The sequence below is a fragment of the Sphingomonas sp. P3_C6 genome (assembly GCF_056402595.1).
Map to the genome: position 1 here is coordinate 1 of NZ_JBFUHB010000005.1, position 21168 is coordinate 21168.

At 65.0% G+C, this 21168-nt stretch carries 22 protein-coding genes and 1 pseudogene; 8 read left to right on the forward strand and 15 right to left on the reverse strand.

From position 1 onward, the window contains the following. The 12 genes from AC1DT7_RS07740 to AC1DT7_RS07795 form a co-directional block, all read right to left on the reverse strand. Nucleotides 1-158 (reverse strand): transposase family protein (locus tag AC1DT7_RS07740; protein ID WP_478035525.1); only part of this gene is annotated, 158 nt, incomplete at its 3' end. 109 nt (nucleotides 159-267) lie between these two features. Beyond that, the gene (locus AC1DT7_RS07745) at nucleotides 268-1056 is read right to left on the reverse strand and encodes an esterase/lipase family protein (RefSeq protein ID WP_478035364.1); all 789 of its coding nucleotides are present in this window, start codon (nucleotides 1054-1056) and stop codon (nucleotides 268-270) included. Between the two features lie 53 nt (nucleotides 1057-1109). Next, nucleotides 1110-1646, reverse strand: a complete 537-nt coding sequence (locus AC1DT7_RS07750) for an N-acetyltransferase family protein (RefSeq protein WP_478035365.1) — start codon at nucleotides 1644-1646, stop codon at nucleotides 1110-1112. Further along, a complete protein-coding gene (locus AC1DT7_RS07755) occupies nucleotides 1643-2716 on the reverse strand; it encodes an alpha/beta fold hydrolase (protein WP_478035366.1) in 1074 nt (357 codons plus the stop codon). Before AC1DT7_RS07755 ends, AC1DT7_RS07750 begins: the two co-directional genes overlap by 4 nt. A 19-nt stretch (nucleotides 2717-2735) precedes the next feature. Then, a complete protein-coding gene (locus tag AC1DT7_RS07760; RefSeq protein ID WP_478035367.1) occupies nucleotides 2736-3107 on the reverse strand; it encodes a poly(R)-hydroxyalkanoic acid synthase subunit PhaE in 372 nt (123 codons plus the stop codon). A 65-nt stretch (nucleotides 3108-3172) separates the two neighbouring features. Next, nucleotides 3173-4573, reverse strand: coding sequence for an efflux transporter outer membrane subunit (locus tag AC1DT7_RS07765; RefSeq protein ID WP_478035526.1), 1401 nt, complete (start codon nucleotides 4571-4573; stop codon nucleotides 3173-3175). Nucleotides 4574-4704: 131 nt separating this feature from the next. Beyond that, nucleotides 4705-7905, reverse strand: coding sequence for an efflux RND transporter permease subunit (locus AC1DT7_RS07770; protein ID WP_478035368.1), 3201 nt, complete (start codon nucleotides 7903-7905; stop codon nucleotides 4705-4707). Nucleotides 7906-7912: 7 nt separating this feature from the next. Next, nucleotides 7913-9160, reverse strand: coding sequence for an efflux RND transporter periplasmic adaptor subunit (locus AC1DT7_RS07775; RefSeq protein WP_478035369.1), 1248 nt, complete (start codon nucleotides 9158-9160; stop codon nucleotides 7913-7915). Nucleotides 9161-9308: 148 nt separating this feature from the next. Further along, entirely contained in the window at nucleotides 9309-9491 is a 183-nt protein-coding gene (locus AC1DT7_RS07780) for a hypothetical protein (RefSeq protein ID WP_299908929.1), read from the reverse strand. Continuing rightward, complete coding sequence (locus tag AC1DT7_RS07785) at nucleotides 9488-9946, reverse strand: YaiI/YqxD family protein (protein WP_478035527.1); 459 nt, start codon at nucleotides 9944-9946, stop codon at nucleotides 9488-9490. The genes AC1DT7_RS07780 and AC1DT7_RS07785 overlap by 4 nt, the downstream gene beginning before the upstream one ends. A gap of 23 nt (nucleotides 9947-9969) precedes the next feature. Next, the gene (locus AC1DT7_RS07790) at nucleotides 9970-10455 is read right to left on the reverse strand and encodes a GreA/GreB family elongation factor (RefSeq protein ID WP_478035370.1); all 486 of its coding nucleotides are present in this window, start codon (nucleotides 10453-10455) and stop codon (nucleotides 9970-9972) included. Beyond that, nucleotides 10452-11360, reverse strand: coding sequence for a LysR family transcriptional regulator (locus tag AC1DT7_RS07795; protein WP_478035371.1), 909 nt, complete (start codon nucleotides 11358-11360; stop codon nucleotides 10452-10454). The genes AC1DT7_RS07790 and AC1DT7_RS07795 overlap by 4 nt, the downstream gene beginning before the upstream one ends. Nucleotides 11361-11468: 108 nt before the next feature. Between AC1DT7_RS07795 and AC1DT7_RS07800 the strand changes: the two genes are divergently transcribed. Continuing rightward, the gene (locus AC1DT7_RS07800) at nucleotides 11469-12968 is read left to right on the forward strand and encodes a CoA-acylating methylmalonate-semialdehyde dehydrogenase (protein WP_478035372.1); all 1500 of its coding nucleotides are present in this window, start codon (nucleotides 11469-11471) and stop codon (nucleotides 12966-12968) included. A gap of 64 nt (nucleotides 12969-13032) precedes the next feature. Here the strand turns inward: AC1DT7_RS07800 and AC1DT7_RS07805 are convergent, their stop codons facing one another. After that, nucleotides 13033-13842 (reverse strand): sterol desaturase family protein, encoded by an 810-nt coding sequence (locus AC1DT7_RS07805; protein ID WP_478035373.1) that lies wholly within the window; start codon nucleotides 13840-13842, stop codon nucleotides 13033-13035. A 108-nt stretch (nucleotides 13843-13950) separates the two neighbouring features. Continuing rightward, a complete protein-coding gene (locus AC1DT7_RS07810) occupies nucleotides 13951-15036 on the reverse strand; it encodes an AraC family transcriptional regulator (RefSeq protein WP_478035528.1) in 1086 nt (361 codons plus the stop codon). 107 nt (nucleotides 15037-15143) lie between these two features. Here AC1DT7_RS07810 and AC1DT7_RS07815 point away from each other — a divergent pair, with 107 nt between their 5' ends. From AC1DT7_RS07815 to AC1DT7_RS07845, 7 genes are all read left to right on the forward strand, one after another. Further along, the gene (locus tag AC1DT7_RS07815) at nucleotides 15144-16289 is read left to right on the forward strand and encodes an acyl-CoA dehydrogenase family protein (protein ID WP_478035374.1); all 1146 of its coding nucleotides are present in this window, start codon (nucleotides 15144-15146) and stop codon (nucleotides 16287-16289) included. A 77-nt stretch (nucleotides 16290-16366) separates the two neighbouring features. Beyond that, the gene (locus AC1DT7_RS07820; protein ID WP_478035375.1) at nucleotides 16367-17410 is read left to right on the forward strand and encodes an enoyl-CoA hydratase/isomerase family protein; all 1044 of its coding nucleotides are present in this window, start codon (nucleotides 16367-16369) and stop codon (nucleotides 17408-17410) included. A 10-nt stretch (nucleotides 17411-17420) separates the two neighbouring features. Further along, the gene (locus AC1DT7_RS07825) at nucleotides 17421-18197 is read left to right on the forward strand and encodes an enoyl-CoA hydratase (protein ID WP_478035376.1); all 777 of its coding nucleotides are present in this window, start codon (nucleotides 17421-17423) and stop codon (nucleotides 18195-18197) included. 45 nt (nucleotides 18198-18242) lie between these two features. Then, nucleotides 18243-19127: a 3-hydroxyisobutyrate dehydrogenase gene (gene mmsB, locus AC1DT7_RS07830; RefSeq protein ID WP_478035377.1), complete on the forward strand. Its 885-nt coding sequence runs from the start codon at nucleotides 18243-18245 to the stop codon at nucleotides 19125-19127. A 96-nt stretch (nucleotides 19128-19223) separates the two neighbouring features. Further along, entirely contained in the window at nucleotides 19224-20180 is a 957-nt protein-coding gene (locus AC1DT7_RS07835) for a cupin domain-containing protein (protein WP_478035378.1), read from the forward strand. A 238-nt stretch (nucleotides 20181-20418) separates the two neighbouring features. Then, entirely contained in the window at nucleotides 20419-20751 is a 333-nt protein-coding gene (locus AC1DT7_RS07840; RefSeq protein ID WP_478035379.1) for a sigma factor, read from the forward strand. Further along, nucleotides 20715-20849 carry a sigma factor-like helix-turn-helix DNA-binding protein gene (locus AC1DT7_RS07845; RefSeq protein ID WP_478035529.1) on the forward strand — a complete coding sequence of 45 codons (135 nt, stop codon included), beginning with the start codon at nucleotides 20715-20717 and terminating at the stop codon, nucleotides 20847-20849. The genes AC1DT7_RS07840 and AC1DT7_RS07845 overlap by 37 nt, the downstream gene beginning before the upstream one ends. Nucleotides 20850-20876: 27 nt before the next feature. Here the strand turns inward: AC1DT7_RS07845 and AC1DT7_RS07850 are convergent. Continuing rightward, nucleotides 20877-21117 (reverse strand): annotated as a pseudogene (locus AC1DT7_RS07850) (cob(I)yrinic acid a,c-diamide adenosyltransferase); the annotation flags it as partial. Nucleotides 21118-21168: the final 51 nt, after the last annotated feature.

Here is a 21168-nt window from a genome sequence, read left to right on the forward strand (position 1 = left end):
TCCAGCTTCGCTTCGCCAAATTCGGCGATATCGACGCACGTCTCCGCCCCGCACAGCACCGCTGCAAACGCTATCAGCAATATGTCCGGCAAGGCATGACTGACATTCGCACGACGAGGGTCCGGCACAACCTCGAATAGCTCTTGGAAACCCCGCATCTGCTCCTCCCAGGCAATCCAGGAGACGATACAGAATCCAATCTGGCAAACTGCGCCAGACCCTTATCGCCATATGCGATTCCCCTGCCGTACCGGGGAGGATCAGGAGTCAGGCATGTCCCGCAAACGGGTAGACCAGCGCCTTAAGCCCGCTGCGCTCGAACGGCCGCCACGCCCCGTCGGCCTGCGCCAGCCGGTCGGCGATCGCGTACAAAACCGCCGGGTTCACCCCGAGCCCGCAATGGCTGCCATGCACCTCGATATTATCGGTTTCGGGCCCGCGCGGCTCGATGCAGTTCTGCCAGGCGACCACGCCGTCCTCGCGCGAATAGATCGCGGTGGACGGCACCGGCGGCACTTCCTCGCTCTCGCGCATCTGGCTGCGGACTGAAGGGTCGTCGATCTTTTGCCCCGTCAGCACCTCATAGGCGCGCCACACATTGGTGGCGCGCGGCGTGCCGGTGAAAGGCGATCCGAGCGAGATCACCTGCCGCACGGCCTCCGGCACGCGCCGCGACAGCTGGCGCGCCATCACGCCGCCTAGGCTCCAGCCGACCAGGCTTACCTTCTGCCCCGTCGCGTCATGAATTGCGCGCAGCCGCTCGACGAGCTTTTCGCCCTCATACCCGATGGCCTTGGGGCCGAGATTGCGGCCAAGGCCCCATTCATGCGCGTCATAACCAAGCCCGCTCAGGAAACGCCGCAACACGGTGGTCGAGCGGTCGCTGGTGACGAAACCCGGCAGCACCATCACCGGATGCCCGTCGCCGCGCGGCGCCGTGGCGAGGATCGGTGCAGCGAGGCCCAATGAGCCGAACTCGGCAAGCGCGCGCGGCAATTCGGTAACGGCGAGAAATGCTGAAGGCGGCCGAATCTCGTCGGCCTGAGCTGCTGTCATTCGGTCGTCCTTCCTACGTCGTGCAGTCTAAACCCGCTGCATTGCACTATAGTTCATTCCTCGATCCCGAACGCCCGGTGCTGCGCCGTCACCCGCGCGACGTCATGCGCCAGGATGGCCAGGTCGTGCGGTTTGCCGTCGCGGTCGCGCGCATGGTCCTTCAGCAGCGCTTCGGCGCGAAAACCCAGGCTCTCGAACAGCATCACCGACCCGATCTGGTCGGGCGTCATCTGCGCGGTCAGCTTCTCCAGCCCGCGCTCCATCGCGACGGCATAGATCGCCTCGAGCAGGTCTCGCCCGATGCCGGACCCGCGCTTGCCCGGCGCGACCAGCAGGCGGATCTCGCCGACATGCGCGCTCCACCCGAGCGGATCGCGCACCAGCGCCGCAGTGCCGATGAACTCGCCGCCGTCCTCAGCCACCAGGCTGTCGATCCAGCCTTCCTCGATCGCCGACTGCCAGGCGTCGACCACGCGCGGATGCTTCAGGTCGCGGCCGAGGAACAGCAGGTCATGTTCGGGCAGCGTATTGGCGAAGGTCAGCATCGCGTCACGGTCGCCCGGCGCGAACCGCCTGATATGATGGCTCATGTCGACCTTTCCCCTAACCAGTCGACCAGCTTCGGCCACAGCCGCTTGATCGCGTTGCCCCCGGCGACGAGGCTGACATGGCCGCCCTTCATTGTCACCTGTTCCTTGTCGGCCGAACCGATCTTGTCGATCAGCGGCGCGGATGCCTCGGACGGCACGATATGGTCGTGCTCGGCAGTGACGTGCAGGAAAGGTGCGGTGATCCCGCCCAGGTCGATCGGGCGTCCGCCGACCTCCATCGTGCCCTTGTCGAGGGCGTTATCCCACATCAGCTTTTTGGTGGTTTCGCGGAAATATTCGCCCGCCAGCGGCAGCGTGTCGCTCGCCCAGCGATCGAACATCCGGAAGGATTTGACATAGTCGTCGTTCCACAGATTATCGAGCAGCCGGATATTCCCCGCGATCCGAGCACCCGGCCGCAGCATGTCGAACGCAGTATAGAGATAATCCGCCGGGCAATTGCCGAACGTATCGACGAGCCGGTCGACATCGAAGAAGCGCTGGTCGGCCCAGGCCTGGAACATCTCCATCTTGGAGAAATCGACTGGCGTGGTGAAGGTAACGAGGTTCTTCATCGGCGCGTCCGGATGCAACGCGGCCCAAAGCAGCGACAGCACCCCGCCGAAGCAATAGCCGACGATGGTGAAATCCTCCTCGCCGGTCTCCTGCTGAACCCGCGCGATCGCGCTCGGGATAAAATCCAGCACATAATCGTCGAGCGTCAGGCCTTTTTCGTCGGCGCGCGGCGGGCTCCAGTCGAGCATGAACACGTCGAACCCGGCCTTCAGCAGATATTCGACCAGGCTCTGCCCCGGCACCATGTCGAAGATGTAGCCGCGATTGGTCGTCGCCATCACCAGCAGCAACGGCACCCGGAACACCTCGTCGGTCATCGGGCGATAATGGTAGAGGTTCATCGTGCCGCGCTGGATCAGCAGATCCTTCGGGCTCGCTCCGAGCGCCGGCGCAGGCGAGGCGAAATAGTCGAGCCCCTTGAAGTTGCGCTGCAGGGCGCGGTCGAACGCAGTACGCGCCTGGGTGAACAGGTCGGGGGCGCTCTGCTCGGCCATGATCAGCGGCGCGACACGCTCAAGCCGATTTCTCCGGCGGCTTTCTGGTGCGTTTCGGTTTCGGACGCTCCGGCGGCTGCATGCCCGGCGGCAGGGTGGAGGCCTGGGCCATCAGCAATGCCTCGATCCGCCCGACCGACTCCTCGATCCGCCTGACGCGTGCGGACAGATCCTCGACCTCGCTCCGGCTCGGCATGTTGGCGGCGGCCAGCGCCTTGTCCATCATCTGGTGAACTGCGCCCTGGGCCGTCATGGTCGCGCTGCTGGCGCCCTGCATCACCCGGGAGAATTCGCCTGACTTCATCACCTGGCCGCCGAACTGGTTGGCCATCTGCTCCCACTGGCCGAGCATCTCGCGGAAGAACGCGCCTGGGTCGGGGGTGGTCGTCATGCAACCGCATCCTTTACCCGCTTTAGGCATCCGTCAAGCGAGCGCGCGTACCGCCTCTCGCGGGATCATCCTGAAGGGCCGCCGCTCACCGGCGTCGGCCCCGACGCCGTAGCATCAAGCGTCGAATCCCCGCCCAATGTTCGATACAGCGTCACCAGATTGGTCGCCGCCGACAATTGAGTACCGATAAGCTGCCGCCGCGCCGAATAGAGCGACCGTTGCGCATCCAGGCTCTGCAGGAAGGTGTCGATGCCGCCGCGATAGCGCGCGTCGGACAGGCGATAATTATCCGCCGACGCCGTGGCGAGCGCCTGGGTCGCTCGCAACTGCTCGGTGATCGTCCCGCGCAACGCCAGCGCATCCGAGACTTCGCGGAACGCCGTCTGGATCGACTTCTCGTACCCGGCCAGCGCCGCATCTCGCTGCGCTTCGGACAGGCGGACATTCGCCCGGCCCGCACCGGCGTTGAAGATGGTGTAGCTGGCATTGGCGCCGGTCGAATAGTTGAACGACCCGCCCTTGAAGAGATCGCCCAGCGAACCGCTCGCAACACCGAGCAGGGCGGTCAGCGAGATGCGCGGGAACAGGGCGGCCCGCGCCGCGCCGATCTCGGCATTGGCGCTGCGCAGCTGATATTCGGCCTGCACCACATCGGGGCGACGCAGCAGGATGCCTGAATCGACGCCGGCCGGCAGCTCTGCGATGGTCTTGCCCGCTTCCTCGATCGATCCCGGCAGCATCGCCGGGTCGATCGGCGCGCCGACGAGCAATTGCAGCGCGTTGATATCCTGCGCGACATTTGTGGTCTGCTGGGCAAGGTCCGATTGAGCGGTCGCGAGCACCGTCTCGGCCTGGCGCAGGTCGGTGCGCGGCGCGATGCCGCCCTGCAACCGCGCGCGGGTCAGCTTCACGCTCTGCTCCGCGCTGTTCGCCGTGTCCTGCGCGATCGCCTGGAGGCTCTTGTCGGCACCATAGGCCAACCATGCACTGGCGATATCGCCGACCAGGGTCAGACGCGTCGCCCGCGCCGCTGCCTCAGTGGCGAAATAGCTGTTCTGCGCCGCCGTGCTGAGCGACCTGATCCGTCCGAACAGGTCGATCTCGAACGCGGTGATCCCACCATCGAGCGAGAAATTGCTCCGGTCGCCGGCACCATTGCCATTGTCCGAATGCGTTGCGCCGGCCGACGTCCCGATCGCCGGGAACAGGCCGGCCCGCTGGATGCGATATTGCGACCGGGCCGCCGCGATGTTCGCCGCCGCGATGCGCAGGTCGCGATTGTTGGCTAGTGCCTGTTCGATCAGGGCCTGCAACCGCTGGTCGCGGAAGATATCGCGATAGGAGACTGCCGGCAGCGCTGCCTCGCTCTGCTGCAGATAGGCATCGCCGACCGGCCATGATGCCGGCACCGGCAGTTCCGGCCGCACATATTTCGGCGCCATCGAGCAGGCGCCGAGCGAGGTCATGGCGAGAAGCGCTACGAGCCTCAACTTTCCCGTTCGTCCTGAGCTTGTCGAAGGATTGTCCTTCTTTTCACCGTCAGAAGAGAAGTGCAGGGCTTCGACAAGTTCAGCCCGAACGGTGTGGGTGATGCGCATCATGCCTTCTCCCCCTCGGGCTGGGCGGAGGGCGGGGCAGGGGGCACCGGATGTTCATGGTGCAAATGCGCCATCACGTTGCGCGTGCCCCGACGCACCAGCACGAAGAACAGCGGGATGTAGAAGATCGCGAGGATCGTCGCCGTCAGCATGCCCCCGATCACCGCCGTGCCGATGGCGACACGGCTGTTGGCGCCGGCGCCGGTCGAGATCGCCAGTGGCAGCACGCCGAAGATGAAGGCGAGGCTGGTCATCAGGATCGGGCGGAGACGGATACGGGCCGCCTCCAGCGCCGCATCGATCACGCGCTTGCCCTGCTTCTCGGCTTGTTCGGCGAATTCGATCATCAGGATCGCGTTCTTCGCCGCCAGGCCCATCGTGGTCAGCAGGCCGATCTGGAGGTACACGTCATTCTCCAGCCCGCGCAGGGTCACTGCGAACACCGCGCCGACCAGGCCCAATGGGATGATCAGCAGCACCGCGATCGGGATCGTCCAGCTCTCGTAGAGCGCGGCAAGGCACAGGAAGACGACCAGCAGCGACAATGCGTAGAGATAAGGCGCCTGGCCCGACGACAGTCGTTCCTGGAAGGACAGGCCGGCCCATGCCACGCTCGTGCCCGGATATTGCGCGGCAAGCTGTTCCATTTTCGCCATCGCTTCGCCCGAGCTGACGCCCGGTGCCGCCTGGCCCTGCAGCTCGTAGGACGAGAAGCCGCCGAACCGGCTGAGCGACGACGGCGCCGTGCCCCAGGTGACATTGGCGAAGGACGAGAAAGGCGCCATCTGGCCGGTCGATCCGCGGACATACCAGGCGGCGATATCGTCCGGCGAGGCGCGGTATGGCGCATCGCCCTGGACATAGACGCGCTTCACGCGGCCGCGGTCGTTGAAGTCGTTGACGTAGCGGCCGCCCCATGCGGTCGACAGCGTGTTGTTGACGTCGGCCTGGCTCAGCCCGAGCGTGCTCAGCTTCTGGGGATCGACATCGACCTTCAGGGTAGGCTGGTCCTGTAGGTCGGTCGGCCGGACTGCCTGAAGCGAGGAATCCGCGCGGGCCGCCGCGAGTAGCTTGTCGCGTACCGCCTTGAACTCCTGACGGCTCAGTCCGCCGGTATTCTGCAGCTCCATCTGGAAACCGGCCGACTGGCCGAGGCCGCGCACAGCCGACGGCACCGTCGCATAGAATTCGACATCGCGCAGGCCGCCCAGCGCCTGGGTCGCGCCGCGAGCGATCGCCTGTGCGCCGTTCTTTTCGCCCTTGCGTTCCGACCAGTCCTTTAGCGCCACGAAACCGCGGCCGGTATTCTGGCCGCCACCGCCGCCGCCCGCGACCGTCATGATCGCGTCGGTGTTCTTGCCGGCTGTCTTCAGGAAATATTTCTCGATCTCGCGCTGCGCCTGCTGAGTCTTGCCGATCGTCGCGCCTGGCCCGAGGTTGAACTGGATGCTCGTCGTGCCCTGATCTTCGGTCGGCAGGAAGCCGGTCGGCAACCGGATGAACATGATCGCCAGGATCGCCACGGTCACGCCATAGATCGCCAGGAACAGGAATTTGCGATCGACGACCTTGCCGACTGCCTTGGTATAGCGGTCCTGATTGCGCTCGAAATTGCTGTTGAACCAGGTCTTCGCGCCTTCCATCCGGTGGTTGACGGCGCGGACCCAGGCATATTTGCTCTCGTGCTCGTCTTCCTTGCGCTTGAGCATCGTCGCGGTCAGCGCGGGCGTCAGAACCAGGGCCACCACCACGGACAGCACCATCGCCGAGACGATCGTGACGGAGAATTGCCGATAGATAACGCCGGTCGATCCGCCGAAGAACGCCATCGGCAGGAACACGGCCGACAGCACCAGCGCGATGGCGATCAGCGCGACGGTGATCTCGTTCATCGACTCGATCGTCGCATCGCGCGGGCTCATGCCCGGATTCTCATCCATCAGCCGCTCGACATTCTCCACCACGACGATCGCGTCGTCGACGAGCAGTCCGATCGCCAGCACCAGGCCGAACATCGTCAGCGTGTTGATCGTGAAGCCGGCAACGGCAAAGATCGCGAAGGTGCCCAGCAGCACGACCGGCACCGCGATCGTCGGGATCAGGGTCGCGCGCCAGCTCTGCAGGAAGATGAACATGACGATGACGACCAGGATGATCGCCTCGATCAGCGTCCAGACCACTTCCTCGACCGACAGCTTGATGAATTCGGTCACGTCCTGCGGGAAATCATAGTCGAAGCCGGCCGGGAATTTCTTCGCCTGCGCAGCGATCTCGGCCTTGACCAGTTCGGCGGTCTTGAGCGCGTCTGCCCCCGGCGCGAGGCTGACGGCGATGCCGGCGCCGGGATGGCCGTTGATCCGGCTGACGATGCCGTAATTTTCGGATCCCAGCTCGACCCGTGCGACATCCTTCAGGTGAAGCGTCGATCCGTCGGGTTGAGTCTTCACCACGATATTGGCGAACTGCGCGGGCGTCGACAGGCGGCTCTGTGCCGTCACCGTGGCGTTCAGCGCCTGGTCCGGGCTGTTGGGCACGCCGCCCACTTCGCCCGCCGCGACTTCGGCATTCTGCGCCGTGATTGCGGCGATGATGTCGCTCGGCATCAGCGAATAGCTGGCGAGCCGGTCCGGGTTCAACCACACGCGCATCGCATATTGCGATCCGAACACGTTGATGTCGCCCACGCCTTCCAGGCGGCCGATCGGCTCCTGCAGGGTGGAGACCATGTAATCCGACACGTCCTGGTTGGTGCGCGTATCGGTCGTGTCGAAGATCGCCGCGACCATCAGGAAGTCGGGGTTGGACTTGGTGACCGTCAGGCCCTGCTGCTGCACCTGGGAGGGCAGGCGTGGCAACGCCTGCTGCACCTTGTTCTGCACCTGCACCTGCGCGATGTCGGGGTCGATGCCCTTGGCGAAGGTCGCGCTGATGCTCACGCCGCCGCGCGAGTTCGAATTGGAGCTGAAATAGAGCAGCCCGTCGATGCCGGTCAGCTGTTGCTCGATCACCTGCGTGACGCTGTTCTCCAGCGTCTCGGACGAGGCGCCGGGGTAATTGGCGCGGATGTTGACGTTGGGCGGCGCCACGTCGGGGAACTGCTCGATTGGCAGGGTGAAGATCGCGCCCACACCGGCGAGCATGATGATGATGGCGACGACCCAGGCGAAGATCGGCCGGTCGATGAAGATGCGTGAAATCACTGTCCGATCAACCGCGCGTCTGGCCGGCCTGGTTGCCCTGGCCTCCGGTCTTGTTGCCGTCTGCACCCTTCTGGGGCGCGCCGATCCGTTCCGGCTGGCTCGCCGGCACCGGCTTCACCACCTGGTTGGGCAGCGTCTTGCCGACGCCCTGGACGATCACCTTGTCGCCCTTGTTGATGCCGGAGGTGACGACCCAGTTGGTGCCGATTGCCTTGGTCGCGGTTACGGTACGCTGGATGGCCTTGTTGCCGGGCCCGACGATGAACACCGTCGCGCCGCCCTTCGGGTCGCGCGACACGGCCGGCTGCGGGATGAGGAAGGCGTTGTTATCGACCGACTGGGCGAAGCTCGCCCGCACGAACATGCCCGGCAGCAATTCGCCCTGCGGGTTGGGGAAGCGGGCGCGCAACGTCACCGTGCCGGTCGTCGGGCTCACCACCACTTCGGAGAATTCGATCGAGCCGGCGGGGCCATAATCGCTGCCATCCTCAAGCTTCAGGCGCACTTCGGCATTGGTCGGGCTGTGGCCGCCCGATGCAAGCGCGCGGCGCAGCCGCAGCAGATCGGCGCTCGATTGCTGGATGTCGACATACATCGGGTCGAGCCGCTGGATCGTCGCGAGCGGATCGGCCTGGTTGGTCGTGACCAGTGCGCCCACCGTGTAGAGCGAGCGCCCGATCCGGCCCGTGATTGGGGCGGGGACCGTGGTGAAACGCAGATTGACCTTCGCCGTGTCGAGTGCCGCACGGTTCTGCGCGACGGCTGCCGCGGCCTGGCGTGCCTGGGCGAGGGCGTCGGTATAATCCTGCTTCGCCACCGCCTCGATATCGGCCAGCGGCTTGTAGCGGTCGGCCTTGACCCTGGCCGCCTCGGCGCTCGCGCTCGCACTGGCCAGATTGGCCGAGGCCTGGTTGGCCGCCGCGCGATAGAGGCTCGGGTCGATCTGGTAGAGCGGCTGGCCCTGCTTGACGAGGGCGCCTTCGGTGAAGAAGCGACGATAGATCACGCCCGATACCTGCGGGCGCACCTCGGAGCTTTCATAGGCGGTGGTGCGGCCGGCCAGTTCGGTGATGATCGCGACGCTGGTCGGCTGGACGACGATAAAGCCGACCTGCGGCGGGCCTTGCGGGCCGCGACGGCGGCCGCCGCCGCCCTGCTCCTGCGGGTCGGCCTTGCCGCAGCCGGACAGCAGCATGGCCGCGGCAAGCACGGCAAGCGAGGACATACGCACAGGGTTAAGCGATCGCACGGTCATTCTTTCTCCATCGCTTCAGACCGCAGCGGCATTTGCGATGGGGGATTCCCACGCAAAAAAAATGCCGAACAACATCCCTCAGCCCTCGGTTCCTGTCCCGTCACCGACGGTCCAGCAAATGCTTTGTTCTGGTCCTATATCCTATATCCTATCGAAGTTTCGCGATAGACAGGCCATCCGCCTTTGCGCGATCCTTCGTGGATTCCTCGCTCCGCTTGAGCGCCTTGGCTATCGCCTTGAGCGCCATGCCTTTTTTGGCGAGGGTGTGCAGCTTCTGGATCTCGTCGCTGGTCCATGGCTGGCGGTGACGTTCGAATCTGTCCTCGCTCATGACGAAAGACCCCTGCGCTTGAGTGACACCAGCGCCTGGTCGAGCGCCGAGAGGAAGCGGGAACGATCCGTCTTCGAAAAAGGGGCCGGCCCGCCGATCACGTCGCCGCCGGCGCGCAGGTCGGCCATGATCGCGCGGGTCGCGACGGCGGCCCCGATCGAGCTGGTGGTGAAGGGTTTGCCGGTCGGCGAGATCACGGTGGCACCGGCCTTGAGGCACCGGTCGGCGAGCAGGATGTCCGCCGTCACGACCACGGCGGCGGCGTCGGCGCGCTCGGCGATCCAGTCATCGGCGGCGTCGAATCCGTCGCTCACGACTACCCGCTCCACCAAAGGATGGACAGGAATTCGCATGATGCTGTTACTCACGATCGCCACCGGCACCTCGTGGCGAAAGGCCACCTTGTAGGTCTCGTCCTTTACGGGGCACGCATCCGCATCGACAAGGATTCGGATTGTCGCAAAGTGTGTCAGGCGTATTACTCCCGTTCAGGTTTCTCGTTGCCTGCTCGACCGATCTCTACGATCTCGATCGCATTGGCCTTGCCGTTATAGTCGAGAAATTCGCCGGCCTCGGCGCCGATCATCGCGTTCGCCAGCGGCGCGGTGAACGCGATGCGCCCCGCCGCCGGGTCGGCCTCGTCGCTGCCGACGATATCGATCGTGCGCAGCGCGCCGTTGAGGCGGAACGTCACCCGCGTGCCGAACGCGACGTCCTCGCCATCGGGGTCGGGGGCGAGCATCGCCGTGGTCTGGCGGGTGTTCCAGTAGCGTAGCTCGCGCTTCAGTACCTCGCGCGCCGTCTCGTCCGCCTCGGCCGCGATCTCGGTCTCAAGCGCGGCCACGCGCGCATCGATCAGCGCCAGTCCGCGCGCCGTCACCAGGTTCGGCCCCGGTGGCAGCGGCAACTCGAACTTCGGTTCCTTGTGTTCCTCGTCGCTCTCGCGGCGGAATGCGACGCTCATGATGTCCTCCCGGGGGCAAATATCGACGGCCGCAACGGGCCCGTCGCCGACTCCTTCAACCAGTCCAGCACTGCTTCGATCCGTGCGAGCCGTCGCATGTCGCTGTGCGTCACCAGCCAGAAGCTACGCACGATATCGACCTGGTCGGGGAACAACATGGTAAGGCCTGGGTCCTGGTCGGCGATGAAGCTTGGCAGCACGCCGATGCCGGTGCCGTTGGCGATGGCGCTATACTGTACGTTGATGCTGGTCGAGCGCAGATTGGCATCGAACCCCGGCGCGACCTCCCCCAGATAGTCGAGTTCCGGCGAGTAAAGAAATTCGGGTACATAGCCGATGAGCGTGTGCCCGTTCAGTTCTTCGATCGAACCGATCGGGCCGTGCGCGTCGAGATAGCCCTGCGCCGCATAGAGCCGCAGCCGGTAATCGGCGAGCTTCGCCGCGATCAGCCGGCCATGGCGCGGCCGGGCCATCATCACCGCGATATCGGCCTCGCGCTTCGACGGGTTGAGGAACCCGGACGCGGTGACGAGGTCGAGCCTGATATCGGGATGACGCTTGCGGAACTCGGGCAGGCGCGGCGCCAGCACCCATGTGGCGACCCCCTCGGCGACGCTCAGCCGCACATGCCCGGTCGCCTGGTTCGATCCGCCGCCCACTTCGCCCAGCGCGTGCAACGCGGTGCTCTCGATCGTCTCGGCATGGGCGAACAAGGCCTGGCCCTGCTCGGTCAGCCGCCGCTCGCCCGCCTCCATCTCGAACAATTCCGACTGGAGCGCCGCGGCGAGCCGCCGCAGCCGCCGCCCCACCGTCGTCGCATCCATCCCCAGAGATCGCGCCGCAGAGGCAAGATGCCGCGACCGCGCCACCGCCAGGAATATCCGCAGGTCGTCCCAATCGAACATCTCGTCTCAGTCCTGCATAATTGCAGGCGTCACATGCACCCTCGGCACCTTGCCTGCAAATTCTCCGAGCGTAAGGAAGGGGAGACAAAAGTTTTGGGAAGGTTCGACATGCGCCTCATCGATCATCACGTCGCGGGCCTCAGCGGCGGCGGTTCGGGCCGGACGGCCGATGTGTTCGACCCCAATACCGGCCAGGTCCAGGCAACCGTCAATCTCGGCGACCAGGCGGTGCTCGATGCCGCCATCGCCGCCGCGCAACAGGCGCAGCCGGCCTGGGCGGCCACCAACCCGCAGCGCCGCGCCCGCGTGATGTTTGCCTTCAAGGCGCTCGTCGAAAAGAACATGGACGAGCTGGCGCACCTGCTCTCGTCCGAACATGGCAAGGTCGTCGCCGATGCGAAGGGCGATATCCAGCGCGGCCTTGAGGTCGTCGAGTTCGCCTGCGGCATTCCGCACGCGCTGAAGGGCGAATATACCCAGGGCGCCGGCCCGGGCATCGACGTCTATTCGATGCGCCAGCCGCTCGGCATCGGCGCCGGTATCACCCCGTTCAACTTCCCGGCGATGATCCCGCTATGGATGTCTAGCATCGCGATGGCGGTGGGCAACGCCTTCATCCTGAAGCCGAGCGAGCGCGATCCGTCGGTGCCGGTGCGGCTCGGGCAGCTGTTCCTCGAGGCTGGCCTGCCGGAGGGCATTTTCCAGGTCGTGCACGGCGACAAGGAAATGGTCGACGCGATCCTCGATCATCCGGCGATCTCGGCGGTCAGCTTCGTCGGCTCGTCCGACATCGCGCATTATGTCTACAAGCGCGGTGTCGCCGCCGGTAAGCGCGTCCAGGCGATGGGCGGGGCGAAGAACCATGGCATCGTCATGCCGGATGCCGATCTCGACCAAGTCGTTGCCGATCTCTCGGGCGCCGCCTTCGGCTCGGCCGGCGAGCGCTGCATGGCGCTCCCGGTGGTCGTGCCGGTCGGCGAGAAGACCGCCATTGCGCTGCGCGAAAAGCTGATCCCCGCGATCGAGGCGCTGCGGGTAGGCGTGTCGACCGATGCCGAGGCGCATTACGGCCCGGTGGTGAACGCCGCGCACAAGCAGCGCATCGAGAACTGGATCCAGACCGGCGTCGACGAAGGCGCCGAGCTGGTCGTCGACGGCCGCGGTTTCGAGCTTCAGGGACATGAGCAGGGCTTCTTTGTCGGCCCGTCGCTGTTCGACCACGTCACGCCAGACATGCAGGCGTACAAGGAAGAGATTTTCGGCCCCGTGCTGCAGATCGTCCGCGCCGACGATTTCGAGCACGCCGTGCGCCTGCCGTCGGAGCACCAATATGGCAACGGCGTCGCCATCTTCACCCGTAACGGCCATGCCGCCCGCGAATTCGCCTCGCGCGTCAATGTCGGCATGGTCGGCATCAACGTGCCGATCCCGGTGCCGATCGCCTATCACAGCTTTGGCGGCTGGAAGCGTTCCGGGTTCGGCGACACCAACCAGCATGGCATGGAAGGCGTGAAGTTCTGGACCAAGATCAAGACGGTCACGCAGCGCTGGCCGGATGGCGGTGTGGGCGATGGCGCCAACGCCTTCGTCATTCCGACCATGGGGTGAGGCACTTGCCGGGCTGCCTCGATCTTTCCAGCCATGGACCCGTGTGGGCCCGTGGCTGTGAGGGTCAGGCGGTGGCCGGGCTGCCTTCCACCAAATTCCGCGCCGCCACGCTCTCGAACCGCGCATGATATTTCGGATGCTCGGTGCCCATCCACCGGTCCCACCAGCTGAAGTAGAGGCCGAAATTATACCGGCCCTCGCTATGGTGCAGGTCGTGGTGCGTGGTGGTGGTCAGCCAGCCGGTCCAGGGCGACCGCGTGAAGCCGGACCAGGCGAGTTCATGCCCGGAATGGCCGATCGCGTTGCGCGCGATCTGGTGGCCAAGGAAGATGAAGATGGCGAGCGGATAGATCGGCCCGAACAGTGACAGGAGCAGCAGGGCGATCGGCACGTAGAGAGCCTCGAACACGGCCTCGATCGGCGCGAAGGCGTAGGCTGCCCAGGACGTCGGCGTACGCGACTGGTGGTGCGCGGCATGGGCGCGGCGGAACATCGCGCGCAGGTGGAGCCCGCGGTGCATCCAGTAGAAATAGGCATCGTGCGCGATCGCGAGGGCGACCGCCTGCACCGCTACCAGCCACGGATTGAAATCATGCGCGATGGCGATCACGCCGCCGGTGATCAGCGCGAAGGCGATCAGATCGACCACGCCGAAGACCGCGACCGTCTGCACCGAGAGCGTCAGCTCGCGCCGGCGGTCGGCCATGGTCGCGGCGCGTTGCTGGATGCGGCGCGGCGCGGTCCAGCGGCGCAACAGCCAATAGAGGATCGCGATCCCCGCGGCCCCGATCAGGTAGCGCGTCATCTCGATGGTGAAGCTGTGCAGCCAGTGCTCGCTGACGATCTGCAGGGTTCCGATCAAAGTGCCGATCACTTGGGTGCTCCGTTCGATTGGGTTCGGCTCTCAGCCTACCCGGCCGCGCTTTCCGCCGCTGCGCTGCCCCGAAAAATGCCGATCGATTCCGGAATCGATCGCCTTTTTTCAGTTCCGCACGATGTTCGTGCGGCGATATTCGCTCGGCGACTGGCCGACGGTCTCGCGAAAGGCGCGGTTGAACGGCGCGAGCGAGCCATATCCCAGGTCCATCGCGATGGTCAGGATCGGCAGGTCGACATGCATCGGGTCGACCAGCAGTGCCTTGGCCTCGCCGATCCGGTGGTGGTTCAGGAACGCCGAGAAATTGCGATAGCCGAGCCGCTGGTTGATCAGGCTGCGCAGCCGGTGCTCGGGCGTCTCGAGCAGCTCGGCCAGCGCACCGATGCTCAGGCCCGGCTCGCGATAGATCGCCTCCGCGATTGCCGTCTCCAGCTTGCGGTTGAGCACATGCTCGGAGGGGCTGAAGCTTGGCGCCGGTTCGGGCTCGGGCTGGGCCGGGTCGAACAGCAACTCGGGATCGCTTTGCAGCAGGGCGACGCCCATCGCCGTCGTGGCGATCAGGATCGCGAGGGCCTGTGCGAGGGCGATGCTCGGATCCGCGCGGCGGAATCCGAACAGCATCTCCAGTACGATCACGATGAAGGCCAGTGTCCCCACGACGATCACGAATCCGACGCGGAGCTGGCGGCGCTTCTCGATCAGGTCGTCGCCCCGCTCGCGAAGCGCGATCAGGATCGCATGGCTGATGAGGATGAGCGAAGCGCCGCGCTGAACCAGGGAGATCGCAAACCGCGGGTCGATCACCGCATAGCGCGCGAAGAAGAAGCAGATCCAGCAGCCGAGGGTAACCACGATGCCGGCGATCAGGGCCCGCCGGTCGATCGCGCGTTCGAACAGCAGATGGGCGAAGATCCACAGCAGCAGCGGCACCGACTGCGCGGCAAGTTGGATCAGCGCCCAGAGCGGGCCCTCGACCGGCCGGAACAGATAGGTCGCCAGGGTCAGGTAACAGCATACGCCGATCAGCAGCATCGCCGTCGCGATCCGTATCGGTTTCGGCGCCCGGCCGCGGCCGATCACCATCGCGATCAGCAGCAGCTGGCCGATTGCCAGTACGCGCATCACCGTATCGAGGAGCATCAGCCGCGTCATATCGCGGCCGTTATGGCTGGCCCGCGAAACGCCGTCCATCACGCCTGTGGGAATTCTCCGTCAAGCGCGATAGACCCCGGTCCGGTGTCCGGAAATGCCGCCTCGCCGCGCAGAGGCGCGAAGTTTTTTCTCTCAGGAACATCTGCATGACCCAGCAATTCGACATCACCGACGATCAGCGCGAGATCCAGGATCTTGCGCGCAAGTTCACCGCGGATCGCATCACGCCGTTCGCGGCCGAATGGGACGAGAAGCACATCTTCCCGCGCGAGACGATCAAGGCCGCGGCCGAGCTAGGCTTTGCCGCGATCTATGTCTCGGAGGAGAGTGGGGGCATCAACCTCGGCCGGCTGGAATCGGCGCTGATCATGGAGGCGATGGCCTATGGTTGCGCGTCCACCTCGGCCTTCATCTCGATCCACAACATGGCGTCGTGGATGATCGACCGGTTCGGTAGCCAGGCGGTTAAAGACAAATATCTGCCCCGCCTCGTCACGATGGACGAGATCGCAAGCTATTGTCTGACCGAGCCCGGCTCCGGCTCCGACGCAGCGGCGCTCAAGACCAGGGCGGTCAAGGACGGCGACGATTATGTCGTCACCGGCTCGAAGCAGTTCATCTCGGGCGGCGGCGAGAACGAGATCTACGTCACCATGGTCCGCACCGGCGAGGAGGGGCCGAAGGGCATCTCCTGCCTGGTGATCGAGAAAGGCATGCCGGGCGTCAGCTTCGGCGCGAACGAGCGCAAGCTCGGTTGGCACTCGCAGCCTACTGCGCAGGTGATGTTCGACGGCGTGCGTGTGCCGAAGGGGAACCTCGTCGGCGCCGAAGGGGAGGGGTTCCGTATCGCGATGATGGGCCTGGACGGTGGCAGGCTCAATATCGGCGCCTGCTCGCTCGGCGGGGCGCAGCGGTGTCTCGACGAAGCGATCAGATACACCAAGGACCGCAAGCAGTTCGGCACCGCCATCGCGGATTTCCAGAACACCCAGTTCATGCTCGCCGACATGGCGACGGAGCTCGAGGCGGCCCGCGCGCTGCTCTATATGGCGGCGGCCAAGGTCACGGCCAACGCGCCGGACAAGACCAAGTTCGCGGCGATGGCCAAGCGTCTCGCGACCGACACCGGATCGTCCGTCGCCGACCGCGCGTTGCAGCTCCATGGCGGCTATGGCTATCTGATGGACTATCCGATCGAACGTTTCTGGCGCGATCTGCGCGTGCACTCGATCCTGGAGGGCACGAACCAGGTGATGCGCATGATCGTCGGCCGGGACCTGACGCGGCAGTGACAGACGTTCGCACGTATCTCCCTCCCCCGCTGGGAGAGGGAAATGTGCCCGCTCGCTCTTGTTGGTAGATTGAATCGATGACCACCGACGTTATCACTCAGAACAGCAGTAAAGTCGCCCGGATCCGGCTCAACCGGCCCAAGGCGATTCACGCACTCAACACCGCGATGTGCGCCGAGATTCTGGCGGCGCTCGAAGCGTGGCGGATCGACCTCGATGTCGAGGCGGTATTGATCGATCATGCCGAGGGCCGCGGTTTCTGCGCGGGGGGTGACATCCGCATGCTCGCGGAAAGCGGCGCGAAGGACGGCGCGGAGGCGCGGGAATTCTTCCACACCGAATACCGGATGAACCACCGGCTGTTCACCTATGCCAAGCCGATCGTCGCCTTCATGGACGGTATCACCATGGGCGGCGGCGTCGGTCTGTCGCAGCCGGCGCGTTATCGGGTGGCGACCGAGAACACCCGGCTCGCCATGCCAGAGACCGGCATCGGCCTGTTCCCCGATGTCGGCGGCGGATGGTATCTCTCGCGCCTGCCGGGCCGGACAGGGCAATATCTCGCGCTGACCGGCCATCGACTGGATGGCGCCGAGTGCCTCGCGCTTGGTCTTGCCAGTCATTATGTGCCGAGCGAGGCACTGGATGAGGCCAAGGCCCGCATCACCGCCGAGCCGCAGGAGATCGCCGCGATCCTCGACGATCTGTCGGCGACCGCCCCCGAGGCCCGAATCCTCGCCCACCGCGAGGCGATCGACCGGCTGTTCGCGTCGGATGTGCTGGAAGACATCTTCGCCGCACTCGAAGCCGACAAGGGCGAATGGGCGCAGGCCCAGCTTGCCACGCTGCGTACCAAATCACCCCAAACGATGAAGGTCTCGCTCCGCCTGCTCGAGGAAGGCGCGATGATGCCGACCTTCGAGGACGAGATGCGCCAGGAATATGCCGTCGGTGCCCATGTCGTTCAGCGTCACGACTTCCTTGAAGGGGTCCGCGCGGTGATCGTCGACAAGGACAACGCGCCCAAATGGGATCCGCCCACGCCGGAGGGCGTGACCGATCATGTCATCGACCAGATCTTCGCACCCTTGCCTGACGGCGAGGCGTGGACCCCCGCATAAGGAACACCCCATGGCAGAATATGAAACCCTCCTCGTCGAGCAGCGCGGCGCCGTCACGCTGATCACGCTCAACCGACCGCACGCGCTGAACGCGCTCAACAGCCAGGTGCTGGCCGACCTGATCGCCGCCACGGCCGCGTTCGATGCGGACGAGACACAGGGCTGCGCCGTCCTCACCGGCAGCGAAAAGGCCTTTGCCGCCGGCGCCGACATCAAGGAGATGCAGGCCCAGGGCTTTGCCGACATGTACGGCCACAATTTCTTCGCCGGCTGGGAGAAGTTCACGGCCACGCGCAAGCCGATCATCGCTGCGGTCGCCGGATTCGCGCTCGGTGGCGGGTGCGAGCTGGCGATGATGTGCGATTTCATCCTTGCCGCGGACACGGCGAAGTTCGGCCAGCCCGAGATCAAGCTCGCGGTGGCCCCTGGCATGGGCGGCTCCCAGCGGCTCACCCGCGCCGTGGGCAAGGCCAAGGCGATGGAGATGTGTCTTACCGGCCGCATGATGGGCGCCGACGAGGCTGAACGCGCCGGGCTGGTCAGCCGTATCGTCCCTGCCGCTGATCTGGTCGAGGAAGCGGTGAAGACCGCTGCCGCGATCGCATCGATGGCGCCGCTCGCGGTCAAGGCGAACAAGGAAATGGTCAATGCGGCGTTCGAGACCGGGCTCGCCATGGGCGTGCAGTTCGAACGGCGCCTGTTCCACGGCCTGTTCGGCACGGCGGACCAGAAGGAAGGCATGGCGGCGTTTGTAGAGAAGCGCCCGGGTAACTGGACGGGCAAGTAATTATTGCTCCCCCTCYCGCWWGCGGGAGGGGAGAAGGATAGAAAAATGGCACGCGTCGGATTCATCGGTCTCGGAAATATGGGCGGCGGCATGGCCGCGAATCTCGCGAAGAAGGGGCACGACGTCCGCGCCTTCGATCTCTCCGCCGAAGCGCTTGAACGCGCCAAAGCCGCCGGTTGCCTGCCCGTCGCAAGTGCGGAGGAAGCGGCCGATGGCGCGGAGGCGATCATCACCATGTTGCCCGCCGGCAAGCATGTGGAGCAGGTCTATACTGAAAGCCTTTTCGGCACCGCGCCTGCGTCGGCGATCCTGATCGACTGTTCGACGATCGACGTCGCGACGGCCAAGCGCATCGGTGAGGCAGCGCTGGCCAAGGGCCTGACCTCGGTCGACGCACCCGTCTCCGGTGGCATCGGCGCGGCCAATGCCGGCACGCTGACTTTCATGGTCGGCGGCAGCGTCGAGGCGTTCGACCGGGCCGAGCCTTTCCTCTCCGACATGGGCAAGGCAGTGATCCATGCGGGCGACAGCGGTACCGGCCAGACCGCGAAGATCGCTAACAACATGCTGCTCGGCGCGACGATGGTCGCGACCTGCGAGGCGTTCCTGCTGGCGCGGAAGCTTGGGCTCGACCCGCAGAAATTCTTCGACATCTCGTCGGTCTCGTCGGGGCAGAGCTGGTCGATGACCACTTATGCGCCGCTGCCCGGCGTTGGCCCCGATACGCCCGCGGATCATGACTATCAGGGCGGCTTCGCCGCTGCGCTGATGCTCAAGGACTTGCGTCTCGCGATGGAAGCGGCAGCCGGGGCGCATGCCGACACGCCGATGGGTGCGAAGGCGGCCGAGCTTTATGAGAAGTTCGCGGCCGAGGGGCAGGGCGGTGTGGATTTCTCCGGCATCATCAGGATGCTCGACCGGGCGGAATAAACTGTCGCCAGATACAGTCCCGGCACCTTGCATGCAAAATCGATGTCATGCATCCCTATGAACGAGGCGGGACAACGCCGTTGGAGGGAGAGTATGATGAAGGCCTTGTTGTATTTCGGGGCGGCGGCTGTCGCGGTCTCAACGGCGTGCATGGCGGCCGCGCAGTTTGTGCCGCAAACCGAACCGATGCCCGCCGGGCAGAAGATCGCGGAGAATTACTGGTCGGCCAAGCCGACCAAGCCGACGCCCTACGTCGCGCCCAACAAGGTGCACTGGAAACTGTCCGAGATCCTCGCTGCGCATCGTGGCAAGACCGACTGGGTTCAGCCGATCATCCGCAACCAGGAACAGGATGCGGACTATATCTCGCTCGGCGCAGGCAAGAAGACCAAGGCGCGCATGTATGGCGACGACCGGGTCGTCTGGATCGTGCAGGACGGCTCGATGAAGGTGACGATCGACGGTGTCGAGCCGTTCGTCGCGACCAAGGGCTTCATGGTTAGCGTGCCGTTCCGCCATCTCTATACGATCGAGACAGTGGGCGATAAGCCCTCGCTCCGTTTCGAAGTGCGCCAGGCCGGCTCGCCACCGCTCTTCCCGCTCTCCGAAACGCCCGATGCCTATCCGGGCCGTACCTATGTGAAGGTGCGCGGCAATCCGGGGCCGGCGACCATCACCACGGGTGGCACGAGCAATCCGATCTGGGTCGATTTCCAGAAGGACATCGCGGTCGGCGACAAGACCTATAACGGCAAGTTCGTGTGGGACGATCACTTCACCTCGAACATCCTGCGCAGCAAGGCCGCGCCAGTGCCGCCGGCGACCAACAAGGGCCATTTCCATGTCGACTGGACCGAGTTCTGGTTCATCATGGAGGGCAAGATCGGCTACCAGATCGAGGGCTTCCCCTATTTCGAAGCTGATCAAGGCGACGTCGTCACCGCAGCCAAGGGCCGCTGGCACCGTGCCGGCAACAGCCCGTCGACGCCGATGTCGACGCGCATTCCGTTCAACCCGCGCCCGGTGATCCTGCACAATTTCGAGCCGGAGTGAGGCTCAACTGAACGAGCGGGCTCCGATGGGATCGCTGACGTGTTGCATCCGGTAGAGTGGCTGAGGACCGCCGGATTGTCATGCGTTGTCGGTGATGCTGTGTGTTTGGCGCTCTGGGACGTATTACCCATTGGAATGCTCGAATGGGGAAGTGCGACCTGCTTGGTGAAAGAAGCCTTGAGGTAGATGTCGAGGTCCGCGCTGGCGACCGGCGCTTATCTCGTTCTTCCTGAAGCGGGTGCGCGACGGGGCCGAGGCAGAGGATCTGACTCAGGAGACCTTCGCGCGCCTGTTCGGCGGCGACGCCCGGCAAAGCGGCCTGCATGCCGGTTACATCTTCCAGATCGCGGCCAACCTTCTCCGGGATCGCGCCCGCTACGGCAGGGGCCGGACCGACCAGGCCGATGCCGTGCGCGAGCTTTACGGGCAAAGCATCGACTTCCTCGATCCCGAACGTCTCGCTGCCGCGAAGAGCGTCATGTCCAGTTCCTTTGTTCGCTCGGCGACCTGCCGGTCACGACGCGCTCGATCTTCATCCTCTATCGCGTCGAGAATATCGAAAAGGAGCTGATTGCGGAGCGTTTCGGCATTTCGCCGAGCGCGGTCGAAAAACATGTCGCGCGTGCGATGTCGCATCTCATGGCCTGCGCAAGAGAAGCCGCCAAATGACACAGAACGATATTGTACTCAAAATTCGAAGCGGTCGAACACGCCCTTCTCGCCGGTCGCCATCGCGCCCTTCACGAACTGGACGACGCTGACCTTCATCCCGTGCCCGATCGCGCGGACCACCATGCCAAGCGCAGCGCTGGTCTTGCCCTTGCCGGTGTGGACGATCGGCAGGCCCTTCTCGCGCTGTCTGGAATCGACGATACGATCGTGCGCCGCCTTCTTTGGCCATCTTCGCCGCCTGCTCGGCCTCGGTGCGTTCAACCATCGTCATGCTCCCGCTAAGTCAGCGAGCAGGACCCACGCGCTATTCGATCCG

Excerpts from the sequence above, each read along its gene's own strand:
- AC1DT7_RS07795 (WP_478035371.1), bottom strand. The coding sequence starts at position 11,360 with ATGTTCGATTGGGACGACCTGCGGATATTCCTGGCGGTGGCGCGGTCG.
- AC1DT7_RS07765 (WP_478035526.1), bottom strand. The coding sequence starts at position 4,573 with ATGACCTCGCTCGGCGCCTGCTCGATGGCGCCGAAATATGTGCGGCCG.
- AC1DT7_RS07825 (WP_478035376.1), top strand. The coding sequence starts at position 17,421 with ATGGCAGAATATGAAACCCTCCTCGTCGAGCAGCGCGGCGCCGTCACG.
- AC1DT7_RS07760 (WP_478035367.1), bottom strand. The coding sequence starts at position 3,107 with ATGACGACCACCCCCGACCCAGGCGCGTTCTTCCGCGAGATGCTCGGC.
- mmsB (WP_478035377.1), top strand. The coding sequence starts at position 18,243 with ATGGCACGCGTCGGATTCATCGGTCTCGGAAATATGGGCGGCGGCATG.
- AC1DT7_RS07820 (WP_478035375.1), top strand. The coding sequence starts at position 16,367 with ATGACCACCGACGTTATCACTCAGAACAGCAGTAAAGTCGCCCGGATC.
- AC1DT7_RS07835 (WP_478035378.1), top strand. The coding sequence starts at position 19,224 with ATGAAGGCCTTGTTGTATTTCGGGGCGGCGGCTGTCGCGGTCTCAACG.
- AC1DT7_RS07755 (WP_478035366.1), bottom strand. The coding sequence starts at position 2,716 with ATGGCCGAGCAGAGCGCCCCCGACCTGTTCACCCAGGCGCGTACTGCG.
- AC1DT7_RS07790 (WP_478035370.1), bottom strand. The coding sequence starts at position 10,455 with ATGAGCGTCGCATTCCGCCGCGAGAGCGACGAGGAACACAAGGAACCG.
- AC1DT7_RS07815 (WP_478035374.1), top strand. The coding sequence starts at position 15,144 with ATGACCCAGCAATTCGACATCACCGACGATCAGCGCGAGATCCAGGAT.
- AC1DT7_RS07745 (WP_478035364.1), bottom strand. The coding sequence starts at position 1,056 with ATGACAGCAGCTCAGGCCGACGAGATTCGGCCGCCTTCAGCATTTCTC.
- AC1DT7_RS07775 (WP_478035369.1), bottom strand. The coding sequence starts at position 9,160 with ATGACCGTGCGATCGCTTAACCCTGTGCGTATGTCCTCGCTTGCCGTG.
- AC1DT7_RS07750 (WP_478035365.1), bottom strand. The coding sequence starts at position 1,646 with ATGAGCCATCATATCAGGCGGTTCGCGCCGGGCGACCGTGACGCGATG.
- AC1DT7_RS07780 (WP_299908929.1), bottom strand. The coding sequence starts at position 9,491 with ATGAGCGAGGACAGATTCGAACGTCACCGCCAGCCATGGACCAGCGAC.
- AC1DT7_RS07810 (WP_478035528.1), bottom strand. The coding sequence starts at position 15,036 with ATGGACGGCGTTTCGCGGGCCAGCCATAACGGCCGCGATATGACGCGG.
- AC1DT7_RS07800 (WP_478035372.1), top strand. The coding sequence starts at position 11,469 with ATGCGCCTCATCGATCATCACGTCGCGGGCCTCAGCGGCGGCGGTTCG.